This is a genomic window from Porphyromonas sp. oral taxon 275, from assembly GCF_018127745.1.
Lineage (GTDB): Bacteria > Bacteroidota > Bacteroidia > Bacteroidales > Porphyromonadaceae > Porphyromonas.
This window is the reverse complement of sequence record NZ_CP072333.1, coordinates 2,111,650-2,135,959: the sequence shown is the minus strand read 5'-3', so window position 1 is coordinate 2,135,959 and position 24,310 is coordinate 2,111,650. Positions and strand designations below refer to the sequence as shown.

The following is a 24,310-nucleotide window of genomic DNA, read 5'->3' as shown; positions in this document are numbered from 1 at the left end:
CTGCTACTGCTTGACCGTCCTGTCACTGAAGATATAGACACGGTCCCCAGGGCGTACCTTGTCGGGCACAGCGATGGAGCAGACCTGCCCTTTCTCGGCACGCTCGACGGGCTCCATATCCACGCGCAGCTCCTCGACGGTGAAGCGAACGAGGCCCGTCGTAGGCCCTGTGATCAGCAGCTCATCGCCGACCTGGATCGCACCACTCTCCACGGCGAACTCTCCGACGCCGATCTTGGAGAAGTACTTATTGGTCTTCGCCACGTAGACCTTCTGCTTCGTCGCCGACGAGCCATAGGACGAAGTCCATTCCCCGAGGCGCTGCCCCAGGTAGTAGCCGTCCCAGAAGCCGCGGTTGAAGACCTGCCCCAGGTGCTCATCCCACTTGGCTACGCGCTCCTCGCTGAAGGTACCCGCGCAGTAGGCATCCACCGCCTCTCGATAGGAGCGCACCACGGCGTCGACGTACTCGGGCCCACGCGCACGTCCCTCGATCTTGAGGACGCGCACGCCCGAGTCCAGCATCTTGTTGAGGAAGTGGATCGTCTTGAGGTCCTTGGGGGACATGATATACTGGTTGTCCACCTCCAGCTCGATGCCCGTCTCCTTATCCTTGACCTCATAGGAGCGCCGGCAGATCTGCGAGCAGCTCCCGCGGTTGGCGCTCTTGCCCTGCTCGTGGAGGCTTAGGTAACACTTACCCGAGACCGCCATGCAGAGCGCGCCGTGGGCGAACATCTCGATACGAATCGGTGCGCCCCCAGGCCCTAGGATAGGCTCTTCGATGATGGCACGGTGAATGGCAGCCACCTGATCCATGTTGAGCTCGCGCGCCAGGACGACGACGTCGGCGAACTGTGCGTAGAAGCGCAGCGCCTCGACGTTGGTGATATTAAGCTGCGTGGAGAGATGCACCTCCACACCTATACTACGCGCGTAGAGCATCGGGGCCACGTCGGCGGCGATGATGCTGGAGACCTGAGCCGCCTTGGCTGCGTCGATGATCTGACGCATGAGCTCCAGGTCCTCGTCATATATAATGGTATTGACCGTCAGATAGCTCTTGACACCGTGTTCACGGCAGATGGCTGCGATCTTGTGGAGGTCTTCGGTGGTGAAGTTATTGGCGCTCTTGGAGCGCATATTGAGCCCTTCGATGCCGAAGTATACCGAGTCAGCGCCCGCACCTATGGCCGCCATGAGCGACTCATAGCTGCCGACAGGCGCCATGATTTCATATTCGTTTCTGTTCATTCTGTCTGTGGGAAAGTCGAGCTGCAAAGATAAGACAATGCGCGCACTCCTCCATCCTCCGCCTCTCCCCAAGCATAAGGCTAAGCTAAATAGCCCCGCACCCCACAATGCGCTAGGAGCTCGGTCCAAACGGACGTCTATACCCCAGCGAAGCGCCCCTCCAAGCCCAGTGTGAAGGCCTACCGCAAGCACTCCGCCCCCCCGAGGCAAGAGGCCGCCTCCCTGACCGATATCCCTCAGCCCCGCGAGTGCCATCAGTCAGCACCATGAGGCTCGTCAGTCAGACGGCTGAGTGATATCGGTCAGCGCGCTGAGGCTCAGCTCAGACAGTCTTGAGTGGCCTTAGGGAGGGATACCAGGAGCTGGCGCAGGCGCCCTTAGGAGGCTGGGTGGAGGCAGCTACTTGCCCACCTCGGCGGGAGCCTTAGGCGAAACGCGCGGGCTTAGGAATTCGCGCCCAGCTCTAGAGTGGTATGCTGGGTGCGGCGGCATGTGGGGGCGATGGCTGGCGGCTGGGGGCTTTTTCGTACCTTTGCCTCGCAACAGGCAAGGCTCTGAGCTGGGTAGCTCGCCTTGACCGCAAGGAACAAGTATCACTCTATAGACTAGCGTATGGACGACTCCCTCCCTCCGGATGAGCGCATGACGATGCGCCTGCTCCTGGTCGTCTGCACCCTATAGAGACCCCCGACACGCTCGAGCTCCAGTAGGGACAGCCCGCCCAGAGAGACCACCGCCCCAGCCCGTCTGGGGCTCCGTCCCACGGACGATCCCCCTGTACCCTATATCCCCACCCAACGACATATATATAGTAGCGCAGCGCTTCGCCACGAGGTGCTGGCTCGCCCCGAGTATATGAAGAGCTTCCTGAGCCTAGCGGACGGTCTCCCCGAGATCAGCCAGTACCAGCCCCAGTGCTGGGTCAATGTAGAGTGCCCCGACGAGGAGGACTTCCTCTTCCTCACTAAGGAGCTAGGCATCCCCCGCGAATTCCTCTCCGACATCGCCGATATCGACGAGCGCCCCCGAGCGGAGCGCGAGGACGACTGGCTGCTGACCATCCTCCGCATCCCCATGGACGGCGGCGGGCAGGGCATGCCCTACCAGACGGTGCCTATAGGGATCATCTCGGGCCCCAAGGCCATCGTCTCGGTCTGCTACCGCCGCACGCAGATGCTCCCCGACTTCGTCAATCACATCCGCCGCAAGGGGATCGCCATCACCAACCCCACGGAGTTCATCACGCGCATGATCTACTCCTCGGCCGTTTGGTTCCTGAAGTACCTGAAGCTGATGTACCTCGAGATCAACCGCGCGGAGAAGGAGCTAGAGCAGAGCATCCGTAATGAGGACCTGCTGCGCATCATGCGCCTGCAACGATCGCTCGTCTACTTCAGCACCTCGATCCGTGGGAATGAAGCCATGCTGGGGCGTCTGCGCACGACCTCGCGCAGTAGCCAGGTCGACCCCGACCTCTTCGAGGACGTGAGTATCGAGCTAAGGCAGGCCTACAACACCATCAATATCTACACCGACATCGTGACCAGCATGATGGACGCCTCGGCCAACATCATCTCCAACAATGTCAATACCATCATGAAGCGTATGACCAGCATCTCCATCGTGCTGACCATACCGACGATGATCTCCAGCTTCTTCGGGATGAACGTTGATGTCTACCTGGGGGACTGGCACTGGGCCTTCCTCTTCATTTTCTGCGTCTCGGTCATGATCTCGGGGATCGCCTTCTTCCTCTTCCGCAAGATCAAGTGGTTCTAGTCGCGGCCTCGTGGCCCGACGGTAGCCCTTAGCCTCAGAGCCCCCTCTCATGATCAGCCTACGTACGCTCCTGGCCCTTGGGGCGCTCCTCCTCAGCCTCCCGCTGGGGGCGCAGAACCCCTTCCTGCGGCCTAGCCTCGAGCTCGGGATGAGCTCGGCGAACCTCCGTATGACGCAGTCTGGAAGCTCGGGCCCGCTCGGCGGCATCCAAGGGCTAAGGGCGGGTGCAGGCCTTGAGCTCTCACTGGGGCCCTTGACCTACATCTCCGCGGGGCTCTACTATCAGCAGCTCGGAGCTAATAACGAGCTTAGCCGTAGGGGCAGCCGTCCGCTGGAGCTCGGGGCGCAGGGGCTCACGGGTACGGAGCAGCTCCGCCTGCAGTACCTCAGCATCCCCGTCGCGGTGGGGATGCGCCTAGCAGTGCCCTTCGTCGGGGCGGGCGTGAGCGGTGAGCTCGGCCTGTCCTACAATAGCGCCCTCGGCGGCAGCTACAGCTACCGCGCCGCCTCCCACAGCGAGCGGAGTGCCACGGCAGACTATGATCCCTACCGGCTCCCCGAGGAGCAGCGCCCGAGCCTCAGCCTCAAGGAGCGAGACCTCGCCCTACACCTAGCGGCGAAGCTCGAGCTGGGGAGCTTCTTCCTACGCCTCGGCATCGAGCAGGGCCTCACCAACATCTGGCAGGACGCTCCTCGCAGGTCGAGCCTGCGCACCACGACCTCGTGGCTGAGCCTCGGCTATACGCTCTTCTAGCCGAGGCTCCACCAGCGCCTTAGCTCGGTGAACATTCTCCGCGCGCGAGCTGTCTCTACTACGGAGGAAGCCCAGCGCTAGCATCTCAGTGTAGCATATATTTGTTATCTTTGCGCCTATTTCGAGCCCAGCGAATCGGTAGGCGCTAGCCTGACCTATCCCCGCGCTGGGGCCTCCACCACTTTAGACGAAGACATATAAGACATAGAGATACACGATGAGACAGATCAAGATCGCAGCGACCATCACCCGCCGTACTGAGGACCTAGACCGCTACCTGCTGGAGATAGGGCGTGAGGAACTACTGACCATAGACCAGGAGGTAGAGCTCGCCCAGAAGATCAAGCAGGGGAACCGCCGTGCTCTGGACCGTATGGTGCGTGCCAACCTCCGCTTCGTCGTCTCTGTCGCCAAGCAGTACCAGAACCAAGGCCTTGAGCTCGTCGACCTCATCGAGGAGGGCAACCTGGGGCTGATCAAGGCGGCGGAGAAGTTCGACGAGACGCGAGGCTTCAAGTTCATCTCCTACGCTGTGTGGTGGATCCGTCAGTCTATCCTCCAGGCCATCGCCGAGAACGCCCGTATCGTCCGTCTCCCGCTCAACCAGGTGGGGACGCTCAATAAGATCACCAAGGCCATCGCCCGCTTCGAGCAGGAGCACCAGCGCAAGCCTAGCCCCGAGGAGCTCTCCGTCGAGCTGGACATCCCCGAGGAGAAGATCTCGGAGGTACTGAAGATCTCTGGCCGCTCCATCTCGGTGGACGCACCGTTGGCCGAGGGCGAGGACAATACGCTGCTGGACACGATGAGCAGCGACGACATGCCCAAGACCGATCAGGCGCTGATGCGCGAGTCCCTCTCCCGCGAGATCGACCACGTCCTCTCGAGCCTGCCCCAGCGCGACGCCGAGATCATCAAGCTGGCCTTCGGCCTGCACGGCGGCGGCGAGATGACGCTGGAGGAGATCGGCCTGAAGTTCGGTCTGACCCGCGAGCGCGTCCGTCAGATCAAGGAGAAGGGTGTCCGCAGCCTCCGCCACGGCACCAACTGCGAGGCGCTCAAGCAGTACCTCTAGCCCCATCCCCGCGAGGCGCCCGTCCCATCCGAAGGACGCTCGCCTCCCCCCCTAAGGCCAAGGCCCCGTAGCTCGACACGAGCTGCGGGGCCTTGCACTTTATAACTACGAAGCGCGTCCTAGCCCTGCTACGGCAGGCCTGACGCATCCCCTCCCTTACAACTTGCTTCGCCACGACCCCAAAAGAGCACAGTGTTGATGCATACCCCTCTGCTTCCTGACCGATATCCCTCAGCCCCGTGAGGGACGTCCGTCAGAGCCGTGAGGGATATCAGCCGCGGGGCTGAGGGATAAGGGGGACGAAGCCGCGGGGTTAGGCTGCGAAGCGAGCTAAAGCTGGAGGGCTGGAGGTGCAAGGGCGGAGCAAGCGAATAGACAAAGGACTAAACCCTTGCCCCTCCCAGCGCAATCAGTCATCTGCTAGCCTTCCCCAGTCCATGCTCTCGTGGCGGGCTAGCTTGCGCTTTTGGCAATCTTTACGTATCTTTGCCCTCGCAAGTTACGCCTACGCCGCAAGGGGAGCACGTGGCTTGAATTAAGGTAGAACTAGTAGCTCAGTCGGTAGAGCACATCCCTTTTAAGGATGGGGTCCTGGGTTCGAACCCCAGCTGGTTCACAAACGACAAGGACCTCTAGGAGCGATGCTCCTAGAGGTCCTTGTCGTTTCTATTGGGCTGCGAGGCAGGCCGCGGTCGGACGGTGGCACGTCGTGGTGCTAGGCTAGCTATATGCTACACGTGGGCGCGGCGGTGCGGGCCTTATACGCTGCGCGCTGCAGTGCTTGGCTGGCTACATGCTGCGGATGGAGGCGGAGAAGCAGCCCTTAGGGATCGCGGCCGGCGGTGAGGCTAGCCGACGAGCTCGCGCTCGAGGCTCTCGACGAGGCTGGAGGCGCCGATACGGAAGAGCTCGTTGGTCAGCCACTCCTTGCCCAGCACGGCCTCGACGATGCAGTAGTACTTCACCGCATCCTCGGGCGTACGGATGCCGCCGCTGAACTTCACCCCACGCAGCTGGCCATACTTCTCGTGGTACTCGCGCAGCACCGAGCAGAGGATGTAGGCGGCTACGAGGTCAGCCCCAGGATATTCCTTGCCCGTCGAGGTCTTGAGGAAGTCCGCCTCGGCGAAGAGCGCTAGGATAGCAGCACGACGGATGGCCTCGGGCTCACGCAGGGCGCCCGTCTCGAGGATGACCTTGAGGCGCGCATCGCGTGCCGTCGCCTTCTGCTCCTCGATCTCGGTAGCGGCCTCGCTGTAGTCACCTGCGAGGAAGGCCCCGAGGTTGAGCACGATGTCGATCTCGTCTGCGCCCGCTGCGATAGCCAGGGCGGTCTCCGCGATCTTGACCTCGATAAAGCTCTGGCTGGCGGGGAAGCAGCCGCTGACGCAGGCCACCTGCACGGACTCGTCGGTCAGCAGCTCACGCACGGTCTTGACGAAGTTGGGGTAGACGCAGATGGCGGCGACGCTGGGGATATCCTCCGTGCCCTCGAAGTCATTGACACGGCTTACCAGCTCGGCGACGCTGGCCTCGGTATCGCGTGCCGTGAGCGTCGTCAGGTCGATCGTGGAGTGGAGGAACTTCTTGACCTCGGCGCAGTTGTTGGCCTCGTAGCGCTCGCTGAGGATCTTGGCCACACGCTGCTCGATCTCGGCGAGCGTAAGCGCGGGGGCGAAGGCGTCGAAGGCCTCCTGATACTTGCTGTGATTGGTCTCTACCATAGTAATAGTTTAATGAATGTAGGGCAGCCACCGCCATGTGTGCGGAGGGCTGCCCTTGTCTTATTCGCCCTCCTGGGGGCGTAGCTTAGGATTGTCGTGGTGGCGTGTGGCGTCGCGCTGCGTCTTCTTCTCCAGATTGCGGGCGAAGGCCTCGGTGAGGTTCACCCCCGTCTGGTTCGCCAGGCACAGCACGACCCAGAGGACGTCGGCTAGCTCATCGCCGAGCTGGCGTCCCTCGTCGCTGGGCTTGGAGCTCTGGTCGCCGTACTGGCGCGCCATGAGGCGAGCGACCTCCCCGACCTCCTCGGTGAGGATGGCCATATTGGTCAGCGGGGAGAAGTAGCGGACGCCGTACTCCTGGATCCAGGTATCTACGGCGCGCTGCGCTTCCTCGAGGCTCATCGCTGGTAGACGATAGCGCGAGCGACTTCGGCTGCCTTGTCCTCTCCCTCGATGGCCTTGATGAGCTCAAGGGCAAAGTCAACGGTCGAGCCTGCGCTGCGCCCCGTGATGATGTTGCCTGAGCGAACGACCCCCAGCGGCTGTGCTGCAGCGCCCGTGAGGTACTGCTCGAAGCCTGGGTAAGCCGTAGCCTCGCGTCCCTCGAGATAGCCCCGCTCGCCAAGGATGGAGGGCGCGGCGCAGATGGCGGCCAGCCACTTGCCCGCCTGGGCAGCATCCTGGAGCAGCGTCTGGAGCTTGGCCGAAGCCTTGAGGTTCGTCACCCCAGGCAGTCCTCCCGGGAGGACCAGGGCCTGGACGTCGGCACTGTAGACCTCGTCGACGAGCACGTCGCCCTGAACGACGATGCCATGGGCGCCCGTCACACGGGGGCTATCCCCGACGGCGACGATATGGGTGGGGAGTCCTGCGCGGCGCAGGAGGTCGATGGTCGTCACGGCCTCGATCTCCTCGAAGCCCTCGGCCAGGAAGACATAGATGTTCTTAGCCATAGTTGATACGGGTCTATAAGTAGTAAGAGAGAAGAGGGCTAGTCCTGGATCTTGAAGCGGTAGGTGATGATCCCCTCCTGCTCCTCGGCTCCAGCGACAGCGTTGAAGCGCGTAGCTCGCGCTGCGGCGAGCGCTGCGTTGCGGATGCTCGTGTCGGCGATGTTCGTCCCCTGAGCTACGGTAGCACGCATCACGTGCCCCGCACCATCGACGACGATACGTACACGGACCACGCCATCGACAGCTCGGCTCGTGGCGGGGCGTGCCAGCACACCGCCGTTGCTGACCACGCTGCGGCCTGCTAGCGCGTAGCTGCCGGCACTGCCGTTGGGGTTCCCTTGGTTGCCCGAGCCCGAGCTAGCCGTACCCTGTGAGCCAGCCTTGCCTGACTGGGCGCCGAAGGCACCTGCCACGGAGCGCCCCACCTGCTGGCGGGCGGCCTCACGAGCGGCAGCCTCGGCTGCAGCACGGCGTGCGGCCTCCGCCTCAGCGCGTGCGCGACGCTCGGCCTCCTTGCGAGCCTCGACCTCAGCGGCGTGGAGGCTGGGCTCGTGCTGCTGCGTCTTGATGGGCTCGGCGGGAGGCGTCTTGGGGCGCACCTTGGGCTGGACGGGCTGGGGACGCGGCTCGACGACGGGAGGCGCAGAGACCTCCTGCCGCTGCGGCTCGGGCGTCTGCACTCCGCCAGGCTCCTCGGCACCAGAGGCCTGGGGGACATTACCCACGTTGACCGCTACGAGGAGCTCCACAGGCTTGGGCTGCGGACGCTCCACACGGAGCATCATGAAGGCCAGCAGCCCCAGGAGCAGTCCGTGTAGCGCGAGGGTGATGACCAGGCCTAGGGCGCGGCGCTGTATCCTAGATCTATCCTGAGGATCCATAGGGAGGCTAGCGTGTAGGGGTGCTGGGGGTCTCGGCGCGCGTAGCAAGCACCACACGCAGCGAGGAGGTCGCCGCAGCATTGATGACGCCTACGACCTCGCGGTAGGGGACGCTCTCATCGGCCTGGATGGAGACGTAGGCCTCGGGATGCTCGGCTGCGAAGATCGCCAGCTGCTCGCCGAGGGCCTCGCGGCTCAGCTCGACGGGGGCCTCACGGTCGATACCGAGGTAGTAGTGCAGGTCGGGCGTCACGGTGATGCGTGCCGCGGGCTGCTCAGGGCTCGACTGGGGTGCCGAGGTAGGCAGCGTCACCTTGATCGTATTGGGTACGATGATCGTACTGGTGACGAGGAAGAAGATGAGCAGCAGGAAGATGACGTCCGTCATCGAAGCCATGCTGTAGGTCTCGGAGACCTTGGTCTTACGCTTGAGTCCCATCGTACCCAGCCTTAGTGAACCTCATTCAGCAGGTCCATGAATTCGACGGTCTTCGCCTCCATCTTACCCACGACCTTGTCGAGCTCGGCCACGAGGTAGTTGTAGGCAAAGAGGGCGATGATCCCTACGACGAGCCCCCCGACGGTCGTCACCAGGGCCTCATAGATCCCGCCCGAGAGCAGCGCGACGTCCACGCCGCCCGAGCCTGCATTAGCCATATCGAAGAAGGCACGTACCATCCCCGTCACCGTCCCGAGGAAGCCGATCATCGGCGCCCCTGCGGCTACGGTAGCCAGGATGGGGAGACCCTTCTCTAGGCGGCCGACCTCAACGTTGCCGACGTTCTCCACGATCACCAGGATGTCCGACATAGGGCGGCCGATGCGCAGCAGCCCCTTGTGGATCATGCGGGCATAGGGCGTGTCGGTGTCCTCACAGAGCTTGATGGCGGAGCTCGTCTTGCCCTCGACGACGTAGTCCTTGATGCGCTGGACGAAGTACTTATCCTCCTCGCCGGCCTTGCGCAGCTGGATGAACTTGCTGACGAAGATGTATACCGCTAGGAGGCTGAGGACGAGCAGTACGATCATGATCCACCCGCCCTTGGTAGCGAGGTCAAGGATGGAGAGCGACTGAGTCGATGCGGTCTCGCTCAGCGTCTGTGCCAGTGCGGCTGTTGCTGTGGTATCCACGTGATAGTTTCTTATTTATAGTTTTAGTATCAAGCAAAGATACTGAGAATTCGGCGAATGCCTCAGGGGCAAGGCGATAGCCCCTAGGGGGCTTCTCAGCTAAGGGATAAGCCCGAGCTGGTAGCCCTATAATGAGTAAACGTCCTTGAGGCGCAACTCGTCTATCATGGGGGAGAGCCTCTCAATCCAGTGGGCCTCGTCCTCTGAGGGAAAGAGGAGGAAGCCCACAGGCTGCGGATACTCAATGCCCGTCAAGAAGAACCTCCCTCCGCGGCTACATAGGGCAGTGATCAGCTCCTGGGTGTAGCTCTTCTCGAGGTAGGCGTGGAGCAGGATGGGGGCGGCGGGGAGGGGCGCCTTCAGCTCCTTCCCGTGCTTTTGCAAAAGGGCTTGCTTGCGCTCTAGCATGCGGTACGCTAGGAGTTCGTCCTTCAGATCCTCCATCAATGAGCGCTCGCCGCAGATACCAGGGGTCGTAATGACGTGGGGATAGAACTCCTGCGAGGAGGGATCAAAGCACTGCCACCCCTCGCCCAATACAAGCTCTGCTATCTGGCACTCGGCATCTGGAGCGATGCCTCCGTCCACATCATAGTCAGGCCCCTGCTCCTCCTTGCAGAGGAGCATCAAGGCCTCCGTATGCTTGGCATAGGGTATCCGTCGGCCTATACGTCTGTAGATGGCTGCAGTAGCTAATCGTATCATAGTGCTTCCTTCGTATGCGTCCCCCGCTAGGGCTAGCCTTGCTCAGCCCGCAGAAGTGGCAGGCTCAAGGTCGGAGCCGCCCGAGCCCAAGCTCGGGCAGCAGCGCTACCCCAGCCCCAGCTAGAGCTAGTTCCCTCCCCATAACGCACTGCGAGCAAAAGCTGCGGAACCGGCTCTCAGGACTAGGAGCAAAGGTAAGGAATCATTCGCCAAAAGGAAGCCCCTATACCCTCGCTCGTCGCCCGCGCGACAGCTGCGCCCGCGCCTAGGGATAGGCTGCGGCACGGCAGAGGTATAGGGAGAGGCTCCGCGAGGGATATCAGTCTCAAGATATAGGAAAAGGGTGTAAACCACGTTGCCGTCGGTTTACACCCTTGCTGCGGAGAGAGAGGGAAATGTACCATTCCCCTTTATCTCGTTGTATCACAGATGTCTATCTAATCCAGTCAATCGGTAGTGTAGCAAAAATGTAGCAGTTTTTTGACCGACTCTTGACTACCATTCTGACGGACTATTGAAAGCGCAACAGCTCTCTTTTCCTAGTTACAAAGGTATAGAAAAACGAACGATAAGCAAAGCTCCTCTATAATAAGCATTTACTCAGGCCCCTGCTACACAGTCTGGTGCACGGTGCAAGCCCTATATATAGGGGGCTTGCACCGTGCACCAGTGTCTCCTGGGTAGCTAGGGAAAATTCACGTGCACTTATGATGAAAAGATCTGCTCAGTCCCTATCTTATGTTGGTCCCATTGCAGCCCGACATAGCATCATGTTGCATCTGATGCAAGACCTCTTGCATTAGGCGCACAAACTTGCACGAAACGGATTGGTTGAGCTAGGATGCGTTTATAACTTTGACTATATGAAAGAGTTACTCCAGATTTTGAGGGAAAATCGCCTGGAAAAAGGCATCTCTCAAGAGTATCTTGCTGGAAAACTCGGTGTTTCCTCAAGTGCAATCTCTCGCTGGGAGTCTATTTGATAAGTATAATGCGTTTCAAGAGGTCCAGAAAACGATTGTAAAGGCAACTGGGATAAAAAATATCGGAGAAATGCTTGGATAATTCAAGCATACGTATTATCTTAGCACTTGTAAATTTGTAAAACTGCCTAAAAAGTGATAATGGGGCTGTACGCTTCGTCGGTATAGTCCCTCTCTCTTCGCAAATAAGGAGGTAAATCAGGTCGTTAAATAACAAGTACACAAGTACATTCAATGCACAAAATTATTGGATACTTTCTTCACAACCGTTTAATCACGGCACTTGTGTTGATATTGATTATAATAGGTGGGCTGTCTACCGTCCCCTTTAACTGGCATAGCGGTTTCATACCACGCAATCCTGTGGCTGTAGATGCTATCCCCGACATTGGTGATAACCAACAAATCATCGCAACAGATTGGATGGGGCGCTCGCCAAAAGATATTCAAGAGCAAGTCACATACCCCCTAACAACGGCATTATTAGGAATTCCCGGTGTCAAGACCATTCGGTCAACGTCGATGTTCGGCATGTCATTTATCTATATTATTTTTAATGATGGTGTCGACTTTTATTGGAGCCGGTCACGCATTTTGGAAAAACTTAACTCGCTTTCTGCCGGTTTATTGCCCGAAGGAGTGAAACCAACACTCGGGCCAGATGCCACGGCATTAGGCCAAATTTATTGGTATACGCTCGAAGGACGAAACCCCAAAACGGGGAAACCTGCCGGTGGTTGGGATCCCCAGGAATTGAGAACCATTCAAGATTACTATGTAAGATACCAATTAAGTTCGGCCGAAGGGGTCAGTGAAGTGGCTTCAGTAGGTGGTTATGTAAAAGAATATCAGGTCGATCTCAATCCCGAAGCCATGCGCGCTTACGGCCTGAATCTCGTACAAGTCATGTTGGCTGTGAAGAATTCGAATATCGATGTAGGCGCGGGAACAATGGAAGTGAACCGCGCAGAATATTTGATTCGCGGCCTCGGTTACGTCAAAAAGCTGAAAGATTTGGAAGAGGCTGCCATCACAGATCGCCATGGTGTGGCCGTAAGAGTTAAGGATGTGGCTAAGGTTTCGTTTGGACCCGGCGACAGACGTGGCGGACTTGACAAGGAAGGGCAAGAGGCTGTGGGCGGCGTTGTCGTGGCACGTAACGGCAGTAATCCCATGGACGTCATCAACAATGTGAAAGCAAAGATTGCCGAAATGCAAGGGGGGCTGCCTGAGAAAACGTTAAAAGATGGCTCTAAATCACGCGTCACCGTCGTACCTTTTTACGACCGTACCAGATTGATTAAAGAGACGATTGGCACACTTGAGAGCTCACTGATGCACGAAATTCTCATCTGTATCATTGTTGTTCTTATCCTGGTGCTCAACCTACGCGCTTCTTTCGTGATTGCAACCATGCTGCCTTTGGCTGTATTAACCACGTTTATCATCATGAAACTCTTCGGGATTGAAGCCAATATCGTGGCACTCAGTGGTATCGCTATAGCCATTGGTGTGATGGTTGACGTAGGAGTTGTGTTCATGGAAAATGTGGTTCGTCATCTGAGCACTGCTCCCAATGCCCGCGGTAAGCAATTAGAAGCATTGATTTTGAATGCTGTTCATGAGGTTTCGGGGGCAGTTATGACGGGCATGGGCACTACGGTTATCAGCTTTCTACCCGTATTTGCCATGCAGGCACAAGAGGGAAAGATGTTTCATCCATTGGCTTTCACAAAGACTTTTGCCCTATTATTGGCCCTGCTTTTAGGCATTTTAATCCTCCCGACGTTAGCTTACTGGATTTTCTCACTAAGGATTCCAAAACGATGGGCATTGAAAATTTTAAAAAAACGAGTGCCGCGCACCTTCAAAATCATGCATTGGACAGTCAGCACCAACATGCTGATTATTGCCATTGTGGTGCTTTTAGCTACCTATGAGCTTTCAAGTGTGTGGCTTCCTTTAGGGCCACAGAATGGAATGTTACTCAATTTACTGTTCGTTATCGTTACTGTGGGGGCCATCCTATCTATCCTTTGGCTTCTAGTGCTCAAGTATGAGCAAATCCTTCGTTGGTGTTTAAACCACCGATGGAAGTTTATGTCTATCCCCATATTAACCCTGATTGCCGGCGGAATGATTTGGACAAAGACGGGAAGTGAGTTCATGCCCACCTTAGATGAAGGCACTTTCATGCTCATGCCCACAAGTATGCCCCACAGTGGTGTTGAGGAAAATATACAGAATTGCAAGATTTTGGGCCAGCGCATAAAAGCCATTCCCGAAGTAGAATCGGTTGTTGGTAAATGGGGACGTGTGGAAAGTGCTCTCGACCCGGCACCCATTCAAATGTATGAGATAACCATCAACTACAAACCCGAATACCAATTGGACGATGATGGTAAACGCATTCGCGACAAGAATGGCGACTATATACGTCTGTGGAGAGACGAGATTAAAAACGAAGATGACATTTGGGAAGAGATTGTTAAGGCCGCTAATCTCCCGGGATTGACAGGAAGTCCGAAACTACAACCCATTGCAACTCGGCAAGTGATGCTGTCAACGGGGATGAAAGCCCCTATGGGATTAAAGATATATGGTCCTGATTTGGCTTCGATTGAGCAGGCAGGCTTGCAAATGGAGAAGGCTTTGAAAGCGATACCCGACATCAACTCATCCTCTGTGTATTATGATCGTGCAGAAGGAGCACCTTATATAGAGATTCATCTCGACAGAGAAAAACTCGGACGTTATGGCATTCAAGTGGGGACTGTGCAAAGTGTTATCGAGACAGCTATCGGTGGAATGCCTGAAGGAAGCACCGTTGAGGGGCGCGAACGATTCCCTATTCGTGTGCGTTATGCACGTGAATTGCGAGACGACCCCGATGTGTTAAACGGAATACTTGTCCCAACAGCCGAAGGAACACAAATTCCTTTGGGTGAACTGGCAACCTTTGATTTCGTCAAAGGCGCGACGATGATTCAGAGTGAAAACACGTTTTTAATGGGTTATGTCACGTTTGATAAGGTGGGAAACAAGGCAGAAGTGGATGTTGTTCATGCAGCTCAAAAACACATTGACGAGCTTGTAGCTCATGGAAAGATTAAACTTTCTAAGGGTGTCACGTATAAATTTACGGGCACTTACGAACAACAGATTCATGCTGCAGAACGCCTTCAGGTAGTCATTCCTATTACGTTGATTCTCATTTTCTTGATCCTTTTCTTCCAATTTAAAAGCGTCATGGCCTCAATGATACACTTCTCGGGTGTTTTTGTAGCCTTTGCGGGCGGCTTTATCCTGATTTGGCTCTACGGACAAGACTGGTTTTTTAACTTCAATATCGCGGGAGTGAATATGCGAACCCTCTTTGGTATGGGACAAATCAACCTCAGTGTTGCCGTTTGGGTAGGCTTTATCGCACTCTTTGGCATCGCTACAGACGATGGTGTTTTGATGGGAACCTACATCCATCAGGTGTTCTTAAAACGACAACCCCATAGTCCTTTAGAGATTCGCGAGGCTGTTGTTGAAGCCGGAATGAAGCGTGTTCGCCCAGCAGCAATGACCACTGCGACAACACTTATTGCGCTATTGCCCGTGCTTTCATCCACAGGAAAGGGCTCAGATATTATGGTTCCGATGAGCATTCCTACCTTTGGCGGCATGTTAATACAGACCATGACAATGTTTGTTGTGCCAGTTTTCCAATGCTGGTGGCGTGAATCGGCCTTGAAACGTGAACAAAAGAAAAGTATGATTGCAAACAAAAATGAGCATGAAGAATAAGATTTTATATTTCCTATGCATAGGACTATTCGCCTGCTATGGCAGTGCTCATGCGACAGGAATAGACAATAAAGAAGATAGTTTGGCCGTGTATATTGCCGAAGCAATACGCAACAATCCCGGTCTGAAGAGTGAATATCAGGCCTATCAGGCGCAAATGGCCAATGCGCAAGGTGCGGGTGTCTTGAGCGATCCACAGCTAAGTGTCGGCCTTGGAAAACAGCGTACAACTATAACCATTATGCAGATGTTTCCATGGTTTGGCACACTGAAAGCAGGTCGCGAACAAATGGAATATAAAGCGCAAGAGTCCTACCAGAAGTTTCGCGAAAAAAGCTTATCGTTAGCTTTCGACGTTGAGAAACAATGGTATTCCATACTCGCAACGCAAGAAAAGGTGAAAGCTGTAAAACAGAAACGCGCGCTTTTAAACGATATTAAAAAGGTGGCTATCTATCTTTATAAGAACTATACTTCAGGGCGTAACACGAAAATGAGTGACCAATTACGCCTTGATGCAGAAGAGGAGCGATTGAAAGAACAAACGGAAAGTCTTGAAACCCAACTGACTTTACAAAAGCAGCAGTTTAATATCACGCTGCATCGGCAGCCAGATGTAGCTTTGTCCCTACCCGATTCCATCCCATTACGGCAGATGCCCACCTTTAATTGGACAGAGATTGAACGAAACAATCCCAAACTCGCACAGTATTCGGCTATCCAAAAGGCGTTTAAATCACAAGAAGAGCAGGCCAGAGCAAAAGGTATGCCCATGATAGGTGTGGGACTTCAATATATGCTCAATGGGAAAGTTGACATGCCAATGGAGCCCAACATGAACGGAAAAGATATGGTGATGGCCATGCTGAGCGTCACAATCCCCGTTTATCGCAAAAAGATTACGTCGGCTATCCGTAGTGCACAACTCATGGAACGTAGCGCAGCCTACAATTATCAAAGTCAGTTGGATGCACTTCAAAGCACATATCTCAGCATTGAACAGCGTGCTGACGATATAAAACGCAAATTGAAGCTTTATGAGAGTGAGGTGAGTTTGCTCAACAGAACGCTCGAACTGATGCAAAAAGAATATGCTACGGGGGCGGCATCGCTCACAGATATTCTTCAAACGACACGCGAAAGCATCGACTACGACCTCTTAAAAGCCGAAGCCAATGCGCAATATAACACCATCACAGCAGAGGCTATCCAGCTCCTTGCACGCGATGTGAAGTAAAAGAATGTATAGCCAAAAGAAGCAAAAGATGATGAAAGATTTTATAAGAAAACATATCCTGCTATCGTTTGCCGCTGCGCTGACGATAGGACTCCTATTAGGGTGGCTCCTCTTCCGCACCACTCACGCAACAGATACACACCAACATTCGGGAGGAAAAACGATGTATACCTGCTCCATGCACCCACAAGTGAGACAGGATCACCCCGGGAAATGCCCCATCTGTGGGATGGATCTTATCCCTGTCAACGATGAAAAGCAAAGCGCAACAACAACCGACTCCAATGCTATTGTGATGAGTGATGAGGCCGTGGCATTGGCAAATATCGAGACAGAGGTTGTTGGCAGCGGAGCAACAAACAAAGAAGTGCGCCTATTCGGGAAGATATTGCCCGACCAGCGCTTAGAACAAACGCAGTCATCTTACGTGGAAGGACGCATCGAGAAACTATTGATCAATGCGTCGGGCGACCGTGTTAGTCGTGGACAAGCATTGGCTGTAATCTATTCTCCGACGCTATACGCCATTGAACAAGAACTGATTGCAGCACTGAACTTCCCTGAATCGCCCCAAAAGAAACCGCTGATTGACGCAGCTATTGAGAAGCTTAGACTGCTGAATATTACGGAAGAACAGATTAATCAACTGATGCATACACGCAAAGCCTCTCCCTACACCACGCTGAAGGCAAATACTTCGGGCACTGTGATTCAAAAGAATATCAATCAAGGTGACTATGTCAAACAAGGACAAGTGTTGATGAAGATTGCAAATCTCGGTAAGGTTTGGGCCATGTTCCAAGCATATGAAAGCGACTTACCATTTATTCATGTTGGCGAAAAGATTCACTTTACTACCGAAGCAATGCCTGGAGAAGTGTTCACAGGTAGCGTAAGTTTCGTAGATCCCATGATTGATTCTTCCAGTAGGACAGCTGGTGTGCGCGTAGAAATGAATAATACAAATGGATGGTTTAAGCCCGAAATGACCTTGACTGGCAACATTGTGGCTAATATGAAGCAATACCATGGTGAGATTATCGTGCCAAAGAGTGCCGTGATGTGGACAGGAAAAAGAAGTATTGTCTATGTAAAAGACACGGGAGAAACGCAAGCTACCTTCAGATTACGACGTGTAACATTAGGTCCTTCGCTATCCAATGGCTATGTCATCACGGATGGTTTGGCTGAAGGCGAAGAGATTGTGACGAATGGAACCTTCGCTGTTGATGCCAGTGCACAGCTGGCTGGCAAAGAAAGTATGATGGATCAATAACTTAATATAACAAGAAAATGAAGAAAGTGATTTTAACAATGCTTACTGTTGTTGCCATGAGCACAACTATGCAGGCCAAAACAGTGAAAACAGAAATCCCTGTAAACGGGAACTGTAGTGAAATGTGTAAGCCACGCATAGAAAAAGCGGCTAAATCTGTTTCTGGAGTTCTATCAGCTACCTGGAACCTTAAAGCGCAAAAGCTCACCCTTGTGTATGACAACACCAAGACAGATACCAAGAAAGTGCAAAAAGCGGTAGCGGCTTCAGGCCACGATAGCGGCAATATAAAAGCCTCACAAGCCACTTATGACAAACTCCCTGGATGCTGTAAATATCGTAAGTAAGCAGTAAATATCAGACCAACTGGCGCATAAAGGAACGATTATCATCGTCCTCTATTCGACGGTTGGTCTGTTCTTATACCAACATTTGGGGGGGCATATCAGTGCGACCAGCATGCAGAGCTATTGCGGAGGGTAGAGCAGTTGCAGGAGCTTGTTGAGGAGAAGGATGACATCATAAACAGGCAGGCTGACCACATCAAGCGTCTCACAAAGGCGTTGATGGGAGGATGGTAGAAGGTGAACGGAAAAGCCCCAAAATCGCATGAATTTTGGGGCTTTCGTGTACTTATTCGTGTACTTAAATCGTAAATCCTTGAAAATCAAGGTTTATTGCGGAGAGAGAGGCTCTTTCTCTTGAACTATCATAGATGCTTGTTTGGTGTCAAAGTGCTGTTTATCAGTGTATATGTGGGTGGGTGCCTTAAAGTAGAGTATCAAAGGATCTCCTTTGCGATATCCTTATTTGGGTGCATCTTTGGGTGTGTAAACTATACACCCGAGAATTATGAATATCGAGCGCAATATCATCTTTGCTCTGGAGAGCCGTAAGAAGGACGGTATCCTGATCGTTGAGAACGTCCCTATCCGTATGCGAGTGAACTTTGCTTCCCAGCGGATAGAGTTCACTACGGGCTATCGTATCGATGTGGCAAAATGGGATGCAGACAAGCAACGAGTAAAGAACGGATGCACGAACAAACTTAAGCAATCAGCCTCAGAGATCAACGCTGCTCTCTTGGGTTACTACACCGAGATACAAGAGATCTTCAAGCGCTTTGAAGTGGCCGAGGTCATGCCAAGCCCAGTGGATGTTAAGAGCGCCTTCAATGCCCGCCATCGCCCTGACGATGTACAAGAGGAGCAGACTTCCGAAAAGCTTGATGCTTCGGCAGAGTTCTACAAGGCCTTTGATGAGTTCGTACGTGTCTGTGGTCGGCAGAACGACTGGACGCACGCCACCTATGAGAAGTTTGTTGCGGTGAAGAATCACCTTAGAGCCTTCCTAGCAGACCTTAGCTTCTCCTTCTTCAACGAGGCTGGTCTGACGGAGTATGTGCGCTACCTCCGAGAAGTACGCGAGATGCGCAATAGCACGATCAGGAAGCAGCTCAGCTTCTTGAAGTGGTTTCTACGTTGGAGCTTCAGCTAGGGAATGCATAGGAACAATGCTTACGATACCTTCAGGCCCAAGCTCAAGGATACGCAGAAGAAGATCATCTTCTTGACTTGGGAGGAGCTGACTAAGCTTCGAGAGTTCGAGATCCCTCCAGCGAAGCAGTCGCTTGATCGTGTGCGTGATGTCTTCCTCTTCCAGTGCTTTACCGGACTGCGATACTCAGATGTCTACAATCTCAGAAGAAGCGACATCAAGGAAGATCATATCGAAGTCACTACGATCAAGACTTCTGACAGTCTGGTCATCGAGCTCAATAAGCACAGTAAGGCTATCCTGGAGAAGTATCAGGATGTGGTATTTGAGCACGACAAGGCACTGCCCGTGATCACTAACCAGAAGATGAATGAGTACCTCAAGGAGCTTGCTGAACTTGCTGGTATCAACGAACCTATCCGCCAGACCTACTATAAAGGGAACGAGCGCATCGATGAGGTGACTCCTAAATATGCTCTGCTTGGTACGCATACTGGCCGACGCACCTTTATCTGTAATGCGCTTGCTTTGGGTATCCCTCCTCAAGTCGTGATGAAATGGACGGGGCACAGTGACTACAAGGCGATGAAGCCCTACATCGACATTGCGGACGACATTAAGGCTAATGCCATGAGTAAGTTCAATCAATTATGAGCTGGATCAGACTGCATCCAAGCTTAGGTCTCGGTGTTTGCACCCCGAACGAGTAGTGGTTTGCATCCCTCCCTCCGCAAGCCCATATTCGATGGCGCCTCTGCTCCCCCGCCGTACTCCCCGCTGAAAGGGCTAACTTTGGCAGCGAAGCAGCCCCGTCTTTAGGCGCTTCGCGAGCCAATGGCTCGTACGTAGGCAGATAATAAACAGACTTCCAAAAGAGCTTCTTGAGCCAGAAGACCTCATGTTATTTATTAGGTCGAATCCACGGCTGAATAGGGATTTATTGAAGAATATCATAAGTGAAAATGAAGCTCTTGAGAAGCTTACTGGATTGATTCAAGACTCGAAATCTGTTATGTACACTTCGGTACTAACAACTAGATAAATGAAACCAATAAAGAAAATTTCAGACGTTAGCCCTTTCATTCTTCTAAAGTTTTATTTGGTTCATCCGAGATTTTGTGTGATGACTTAACTGTGGAACAGGGAAAAAGCTGGCTCTATCTTTAGTGCCATTGAAAAGTTAACCATTACTATTTCGATACTTATGATAGAAACCAGCTTCCTATATCACAGTTTTGGAGTACGAGACATTTTCAGTACTCGTTGTGAGTACAAAGGCAACAAAACAATCATACACGTACGCTTCGTTGTTACCCCCATTGCCACTCCTACACCTTGCGCCTATCTGAAAAAAGCATATCGCATTATTTGGCTATTCAAAATATTGTTCGTAATTTCGCGAATAACAAAGAAGAAGGGAGAATTGGAATGAAAGAGAAGCGGTACACAACAGATCAGGAACAGATTGCTCGGTTTGCCAAAGCAATGGGACATCCGACACGGATGGCTATTCTTGCTTTCTTGGCAAAACAAGATAGTTGCTTCTTCGGTGATATTCACGAAGAACTACCTATTGCTAAAGCAACCGTTTCGCAGCATTTGAAAGAATTGAAAGAAGCTGGCTTAATTCAGGGGGAAATAGAAACGCCCAAAGTCCGGTATTGTATAAACTGGGAGAACTGGGAACTTGCCCGAAAATTGTTTGCGGCTTTTTTAGGGGACTGTAAGTGCAAGGGTACATCGTGCAGTGAATAACAGAACCTTTTTTGAATAGATGTTCGTGGTTCTGCGAACTACAAACAGTTATTTTAACTTTAAAGCAGAATGACAATGGAAATTAAAGTATTAGGAACTGGGTGTTCAAGAAAGCATTGTACGAAACTACCAAACAAGCTATTGCAGATTATGCAGTAGTCTTTCATCTATAAACATAGAATATCATTTTAAATAAAAACAGTATGAAGAAGATAGAAATTTTCGACCCCGCAATGTGTTGCCCTACGGGTCTTTGTGGAGCAAATATTAGTCCTGAATTAATGCGCATTGCGGTTGTTATTGAAACGTTGAAGAAACAGGGTATCATCGTTACCCGTCACAATTTACGTGACGAACCGCAAGTATACGTAAGTAATAAGACGGTAAACGAGCATCTGCAAAAACATGGAGCGGATGCACTGCCGATTACTTTAGTGGACGGTGAAATCGCTGTTTCAAAAACCTATCCCACCACCAAACAAATGAGTGAATGGACGGGTATCAATTTGGATTTTATGCCAGTAAAATGAGTACTCATCAGCTAATTGTATGGAAATGAAGACATTTAACTTATCAGATATAGATTTGACGAAATACCTTTTCTTCACCGGAAAGGGCGGTGTTGGAAAAACTTCGATTGCTTGTGCGACTGCGGTAGGCTTGGCAGATAATGGAAAGAAAATACTTCTTATCAGTACAGACCCGGCTTCAAACCTGCAAGATGTGTTTAATCAAACACTGAACGGACACGGCACGGATATTCAAGAAGTACCCAGCTTAACGGTCGTTAATCTCGATCCGGAAGAGGCTGCAGCCGAATACAGAGAAAGCGTTATTGCTCCTTTCGGGGGACAACTGCCCGAAAGTGTAATTCAGAATATGGAAGAACAACTTTCAGGCTCTTGTACGGTAGAAATTGCGGCTTTCAACCAGTTTTCCGATTTTATCACGGATGCTGATAAAGCAAAAGAGTACGACCATATTATCTTTGATACAGCTCCCACGGGACACACGTTACGAATGTTACAACTACCATCAGCGTGGAGTACATTCATTAGTGAGAGTACGCACGGTGCATCTTGTTTAGGTCAATTATCCGGTTTGGAAGAACGGAAAGGTATCTATAAGCAAGCAGTTGAAACACTTTCGGATGCAAACGCAACCCGCTTAATATTGGTTAGCCGTCCTGAAATCGCTCCATTGAAAGAAGCCGCACGTTCTTCACATGAATTGCAATTACTCGGAATTAAAAACCAGCTATTGGTAATCAATGGGCTTTTGCTGCAATTAGATGAAGCCGATAATGTATCAAAACAGATATATGACAGGCAGCAAAATGCCCTGAAACAGACCCCTGCGGAACTGCTGGAATATCCGTCTTATTATGTTCCTTTGCGGTCATACAATCTATCTGATATTGCGAATATCCGCCGGATGCTTTACAATGATAATCTAACAAATGATGCGAACTATCAGCGGATTAACGATGCCAAAGGGATGGATGAACTGGTAAACGACCTCTATCAATCAGGAAAAAGGGTTGTTTTTACTATGGGAAAAGGTGGCGTGGGAAAAACCACTTTAGCCACTGAAATCGCCTTGAAATTAACAAAACTGGGAGCAAAGGTGAATCTTACCACGACTGATCCGGCAAACCATCTGAATTATAACCTGGCTGTTCAGGCTGGCATTACGGTAAGCCGGATTGACGAAGCGGAAGTGTTGGAAGCCTATAAAAACGAGGTTCGCAGTAAAGCTGCGGAAACAATGACAGCCGAAGATATGGGATATATTGAAGAAGATTTGCGTTCACCGTGTACGCAGGAAATTGCAGTATTCCGAGCTTTTGCTGAAATTGTTGATAAAGCAGAAAAAGAAGTCGTAGTCATTGACACCGCGCCTACCGGACACACTTTGTTATTGCTGGATGCAACGGAAAGTTACCATAAGGAAGTACAACGTACACAAGGCGACACTCCCGCTTCCGTAAGAAAGCTGTTACCACGTTTAAGAAACCCACAGGAAACAGAAATTGTTATTGTGACCCTGCCCGAAGCAACACCCGTATTTGAAGCCGAACGTTTGCAAATGGACTTACAACGTGCCGGGATTAATAATAAATGGTGGGTCGTGAATGCTTGCTTGTCATTAACAGGTACCGAAAATTCTTTCTTGCGGGCAAAGGCGCAAAATGAATTGGCTTGGATTAAGAAAGTAGAAGAATTATCAAAGGGAAATGCTGCCCTGATAGCTTGGAAAAACAACTAAAAACATGAAGATTTTAATTCTTTGTACAGGAAATAGCTGCCGCAGCCAAATGGCACATGGCTTTTTGCAATCATTTGACAATAAACCGGATGTCTTTTCAGCAGGGACAAAACCTGCTGAAAAGGTTAATCCGATGGCGGTAAAGGTTATGGATGAAATGGGTATAGATTTAACCCACCATACCCCTAAAAGTGTAAACCTATATATAGGACAGGAATGGGACTATGTTATTACGGTCTGCGGTGGGGCAAACGAAAGCTGCCCAATGTTTACGGGTGAAGTAAGGAACAGGCTGCATATAGGATTTGACGACCCATCAGAAGCAACCGGAACGCCGGAGTTTATAAACAGTGAATTTCATCGGGTACGGGATGAAATAAAAGCACGCTTCTATCAGTTCTACATCGACCATATCCAAGGAAAACAAGAATAATGCACCAATATATCTCTAAGTTCAATGTTCCAAAGATGGATTGCCCATGCGAGGAAAATTTAATCCGTCTGAAATTAGGCAATAGCCCCTTAGTGGAGCGTCTCGATTTCGACTTGGCGGAAAGAACCTTAGTTGTCATCCATCACGGGGAAGTGAAGTCGATTCAGGAACAGCTTGAAACATTAAACCTCGGTGCCAAGCTAACAGCATCTTCTCTCTGCGATGAAGCAAAGTCTGAAACCACCTCCAAAGTTCAGAGACGGGTGTTGTGTTGGGTGCTTGTCATCAATTTTTTATGTTTCATCATAGAAGCCACAACAGGCATCATCTCCCAGTCGATGGGCTTGGTCGCAGACAGTTTGGATATGTTGGCAGATGCTTTGGTTTACGGCATGAGTCTGATGGCTGTTGGAACAACTATAGCCCGTCAGCAAAAAGTAGCAAAACTCAGTGGCTACCTTCAAATTTCACTGGCTGTATTGGGGCTCATCGAAGTTATCAAACGCTTTATGGGCCTCGAAACGCCCCCAGACTTTTTAGTTATGATTGTCATCTCGTTCATTGCACTAATCGCCAATACAGCCTCTCTATGGTTGTTACAGCGCACAAAGAGCAAGGAGGCCCACATACAAGCCAGTGTTATTTTCTCAGCCAACGATGTCATTGTCAATATAGGAGTCATCGTTGCAGGGCTGTTGGTTGGACTATTGAACAGCAACGCCCCTGATTTGATCATAGGCATCATTGTCTTTCTCATCGTCATTAGAGGCGCGATACGCATACTGAAACTCTCAAAGTAAAACTATAACA

General features: G+C 52.4%; 21 protein-coding genes, 1 tRNA gene and 1 pseudogene. 15 read left to right on the top strand and 8 right to left on the bottom strand.

Annotated features, from left to right (window positions below; all coding sequences use genetic code 11):
* Positions 1 to 3 precede the first annotated feature (3 nt).
* Positions 4 to 1,254 carry a U32 family peptidase gene (locus J4862_RS08655; protein WP_211788687.1) on the bottom strand — a complete coding sequence of 417 codons (1,251 nt, stop codon included), beginning with the start codon at positions 1,252 to 1,254 and terminating at the stop codon, positions 4 to 6.
* An 855-nt stretch (positions 1,255 to 2,109) separates the two neighbouring features.
* Between J4862_RS08655 and J4862_RS08650 the strand changes: the two genes are divergently transcribed.
* The 4 genes from J4862_RS08650 to J4862_RS08635 all read left to right on the top strand — a co-directional run bounded on the left by J4862_RS08650 (position 2,110) and on the right by J4862_RS08635 (position 5,478).
* Complete coding sequence (locus J4862_RS08650) at positions 2,110 to 3,033, top strand: magnesium transporter CorA family protein (RefSeq protein WP_211788686.1); 924 nt, start codon at positions 2,110 to 2,112, stop codon at positions 3,031 to 3,033.
* 49 nt (positions 3,034 to 3,082) lie between these two features.
* Positions 3,083 to 3,787, top strand: coding sequence for an outer membrane beta-barrel protein (locus J4862_RS08645; RefSeq protein WP_211788685.1), 705 nt, complete (start codon positions 3,083 to 3,085; stop codon positions 3,785 to 3,787).
* A 217-nt stretch (positions 3,788 to 4,004) separates the two neighbouring features.
* Positions 4,005 to 4,862, top strand: coding sequence for an RNA polymerase sigma factor RpoD/SigA (locus tag J4862_RS08640; RefSeq protein ID WP_211788684.1), 858 nt, complete (start codon positions 4,005 to 4,007; stop codon positions 4,860 to 4,862).
* A 543-nt stretch (positions 4,863 to 5,405) separates the two neighbouring features.
* Positions 5,406 to 5,478, top strand: a tRNA-Lys gene (locus tag J4862_RS08635).
* A gap of 232 nt (positions 5,479 to 5,710) precedes the next feature.
* Here J4862_RS08635 and deoC read toward each other — a convergent pair.
* The 7 genes from deoC to J4862_RS08600 form a co-directional block, all read right to left on the bottom strand.
* Positions 5,711 to 6,586 carry a deoxyribose-phosphate aldolase gene (deoC, locus tag J4862_RS08630; RefSeq protein WP_211788683.1) on the bottom strand — a complete coding sequence of 292 codons (876 nt, stop codon included), beginning with the start codon at positions 6,584 to 6,586 and terminating at the stop codon, positions 5,711 to 5,713.
* A gap of 60 nt (positions 6,587 to 6,646) precedes the next feature.
* Positions 6,647 to 6,988: a nucleotide pyrophosphohydrolase gene (locus J4862_RS08625; RefSeq protein WP_211788682.1), complete on the bottom strand. Its 342-nt coding sequence runs from the start codon at positions 6,986 to 6,988 to the stop codon at positions 6,647 to 6,649.
* Entirely contained in the window at positions 6,985 to 7,539 is a 555-nt protein-coding gene (locus J4862_RS08620; protein ID WP_211788681.1) for a DJ-1 family glyoxalase III, read from the bottom strand. The genes J4862_RS08625 and J4862_RS08620 overlap by 4 nt, the downstream gene beginning before the upstream one ends.
* Before the next feature lie 38 nt (positions 7,540 to 7,577).
* Entirely contained in the window at positions 7,578 to 8,420 is an 843-nt protein-coding gene (locus J4862_RS08615; RefSeq protein WP_211788680.1) for a TonB family protein, read from the bottom strand.
* 7 nt (positions 8,421 to 8,427) lie between these two features.
* A complete protein-coding gene (locus tag J4862_RS08610) occupies positions 8,428 to 8,859 on the bottom strand; it encodes a biopolymer transporter ExbD (RefSeq protein ID WP_211788679.1) in 432 nt (143 codons plus the stop codon).
* Positions 8,860 to 8,870: 11 nt separating this feature from the next.
* Positions 8,871 to 9,527, bottom strand: a complete 657-nt coding sequence (locus J4862_RS08605; RefSeq protein ID WP_371742412.1) for a MotA/TolQ/ExbB proton channel family protein — start codon at positions 9,525 to 9,527, stop codon at positions 8,871 to 8,873.
* Between the two features lie 150 nt (positions 9,528 to 9,677).
* Positions 9,678 to 10,178 carry a hypothetical protein gene (locus J4862_RS08600; protein WP_211788678.1) on the bottom strand — a complete coding sequence of 167 codons (501 nt, stop codon included), beginning with the start codon at positions 10,176 to 10,178 and terminating at the stop codon, positions 9,678 to 9,680.
* 941 nt (positions 10,179 to 11,119) lie between these two features.
* Here J4862_RS08600 and J4862_RS08595 point away from each other — a divergent pair.
* The 11 genes and pseudogenes from J4862_RS08595 (at position 11,120) to J4862_RS08545 (ending at position 24,300) form a co-directional block, all read left to right on the top strand.
* Complete coding sequence (locus J4862_RS08595) at positions 11,120 to 11,239, top strand: helix-turn-helix domain-containing protein (RefSeq protein ID WP_211788677.1); 120 nt, start codon at positions 11,120 to 11,122, stop codon at positions 11,237 to 11,239.
* A 234-nt stretch (positions 11,240 to 11,473) separates the two neighbouring features.
* Positions 11,474 to 15,034 carry an efflux RND transporter permease subunit gene (locus J4862_RS08590; protein ID WP_211788676.1) on the top strand — a complete coding sequence of 1,187 codons (3,561 nt, stop codon included), beginning with the start codon at positions 11,474 to 11,476 and terminating at the stop codon, positions 15,032 to 15,034.
* Complete coding sequence (locus J4862_RS08585; protein ID WP_211788675.1) at positions 15,024 to 16,271, top strand: TolC family protein; 1,248 nt, start codon at positions 15,024 to 15,026, stop codon at positions 16,269 to 16,271. The genes J4862_RS08590 and J4862_RS08585 overlap by 11 nt, the downstream gene beginning before the upstream one ends.
* 28 nt (positions 16,272 to 16,299) lie before the next feature.
* A complete protein-coding gene (locus J4862_RS08580) occupies positions 16,300 to 17,547 on the top strand; it encodes an efflux RND transporter periplasmic adaptor subunit (RefSeq protein ID WP_249107420.1) in 1,248 nt (415 codons plus the stop codon).
* Positions 17,548 to 17,564: 17 nt separating this feature from the next.
* Complete coding sequence (locus tag J4862_RS08575; protein WP_211788674.1) at positions 17,565 to 17,894, top strand: heavy-metal-associated domain-containing protein; 330 nt, start codon at positions 17,565 to 17,567, stop codon at positions 17,892 to 17,894.
* Positions 17,895 to 18,399: 505 nt separating this feature from the next.
* A pseudogene (locus J4862_RS08570) lies at positions 18,400 to 19,698 on the top strand (tyrosine-type recombinase/integrase).
* A 774-nt stretch (positions 19,699 to 20,472) separates the two neighbouring features.
* On the top strand, positions 20,473 to 20,799 hold the full coding sequence (locus J4862_RS08565) for a helix-turn-helix transcriptional regulator (protein ID WP_211789587.1): 327 nt from the start codon (positions 20,473 to 20,475) through the stop codon (positions 20,797 to 20,799).
* Positions 20,800 to 21,002: 203 nt separating this feature from the next.
* A complete protein-coding gene (arsD, locus tag J4862_RS08560) occupies positions 21,003 to 21,329 on the top strand; it encodes an arsenite efflux transporter metallochaperone ArsD (RefSeq protein WP_211788673.1) in 327 nt (108 codons plus the stop codon).
* 25 nt (positions 21,330 to 21,354) lie between these two features.
* Positions 21,355 to 23,067: an arsenical pump-driving ATPase gene (arsA, locus tag J4862_RS08555; protein WP_211789586.1), complete on the top strand. Its 1,713-nt coding sequence runs from the start codon at positions 21,355 to 21,357 to the stop codon at positions 23,065 to 23,067.
* A 4-nt stretch (positions 23,068 to 23,071) separates the two neighbouring features.
* Positions 23,072 to 23,500: an arsenate reductase ArsC gene (locus J4862_RS08550; protein WP_155846607.1), complete on the top strand. Its 429-nt coding sequence runs from the start codon at positions 23,072 to 23,074 to the stop codon at positions 23,498 to 23,500.
* Complete coding sequence (locus J4862_RS08545) at positions 23,500 to 24,300, top strand: cation transporter (protein ID WP_009388541.1); 801 nt, start codon at positions 23,500 to 23,502, stop codon at positions 24,298 to 24,300. Before J4862_RS08550 ends, J4862_RS08545 begins: the two co-directional genes overlap by 1 nt.
* Positions 24,301 to 24,310: the final 10 nt, after the last annotated feature.

Excerpts from the sequence above, each read along its gene's own strand:
- J4862_RS08655 (WP_211788687.1), bottom strand. The coding sequence starts at position 1,254 with ATGAACAGAAACGAATATGAAATCATGGCGCCTGTCGGCAGCTATGAG.
- J4862_RS08650 (WP_211788686.1), top strand. The coding sequence starts at position 2,110 with ATGAAGAGCTTCCTGAGCCTAGCGGACGGTCTCCCCGAGATCAGCCAG.
- J4862_RS08645 (WP_211788685.1), top strand. The coding sequence starts at position 3,083 with ATGATCAGCCTACGTACGCTCCTGGCCCTTGGGGCGCTCCTCCTCAGC.
- J4862_RS08640 (WP_211788684.1), top strand. The coding sequence starts at position 4,005 with ATGAGACAGATCAAGATCGCAGCGACCATCACCCGCCGTACTGAGGAC.
- deoC (WP_211788683.1), bottom strand. The coding sequence starts at position 6,586 with ATGGTAGAGACCAATCACAGCAAGTATCAGGAGGCCTTCGACGCCTTC.
- J4862_RS08625 (WP_211788682.1), bottom strand. The coding sequence starts at position 6,988 with ATGAGCCTCGAGGAAGCGCAGCGCGCCGTAGATACCTGGATCCAGGAG.
- J4862_RS08620 (WP_211788681.1), bottom strand. The coding sequence starts at position 7,539 with ATGGCTAAGAACATCTATGTCTTCCTGGCCGAGGGCTTCGAGGAGATC.
- J4862_RS08615 (WP_211788680.1), bottom strand. The coding sequence starts at position 8,420 with ATGGATCCTCAGGATAGATCTAGGATACAGCGCCGCGCCCTAGGCCTG.
- J4862_RS08610 (WP_211788679.1), bottom strand. The coding sequence starts at position 8,859 with ATGGGACTCAAGCGTAAGACCAAGGTCTCCGAGACCTACAGCATGGCT.
- J4862_RS08600 (WP_211788678.1), bottom strand. The coding sequence starts at position 10,178 with ATGCTCCTCTGCAAGGAGGAGCAGGGGCCTGACTATGATGTGGACGGA.
- J4862_RS08595 (WP_211788677.1), top strand. The coding sequence starts at position 11,120 with ATGAAAGAGTTACTCCAGATTTTGAGGGAAAATCGCCTGGAAAAAGGC.
- J4862_RS08590 (WP_211788676.1), top strand. The coding sequence starts at position 11,474 with ATGCACAAAATTATTGGATACTTTCTTCACAACCGTTTAATCACGGCA.
- J4862_RS08585 (WP_211788675.1), top strand. The coding sequence starts at position 15,024 with ATGAAGAATAAGATTTTATATTTCCTATGCATAGGACTATTCGCCTGC.
- J4862_RS08580 (WP_249107420.1), top strand. The coding sequence starts at position 16,300 with ATGATGAAAGATTTTATAAGAAAACATATCCTGCTATCGTTTGCCGCT.
- J4862_RS08575 (WP_211788674.1), top strand. The coding sequence starts at position 17,565 with ATGAAGAAAGTGATTTTAACAATGCTTACTGTTGTTGCCATGAGCACA.
- J4862_RS08565 (WP_211789587.1), top strand. The coding sequence starts at position 20,473 with ATGAAAGAGAAGCGGTACACAACAGATCAGGAACAGATTGCTCGGTTT.
- arsD (WP_211788673.1), top strand. The coding sequence starts at position 21,003 with ATGAAGAAGATAGAAATTTTCGACCCCGCAATGTGTTGCCCTACGGGT.
- arsA (WP_211789586.1), top strand. The coding sequence starts at position 21,355 with ATGAAGACATTTAACTTATCAGATATAGATTTGACGAAATACCTTTTC.
- J4862_RS08550 (WP_155846607.1), top strand. The coding sequence starts at position 23,072 with ATGAAGATTTTAATTCTTTGTACAGGAAATAGCTGCCGCAGCCAAATG.
- J4862_RS08545 (WP_009388541.1), top strand. The coding sequence starts at position 23,500 with ATGCACCAATATATCTCTAAGTTCAATGTTCCAAAGATGGATTGCCCA.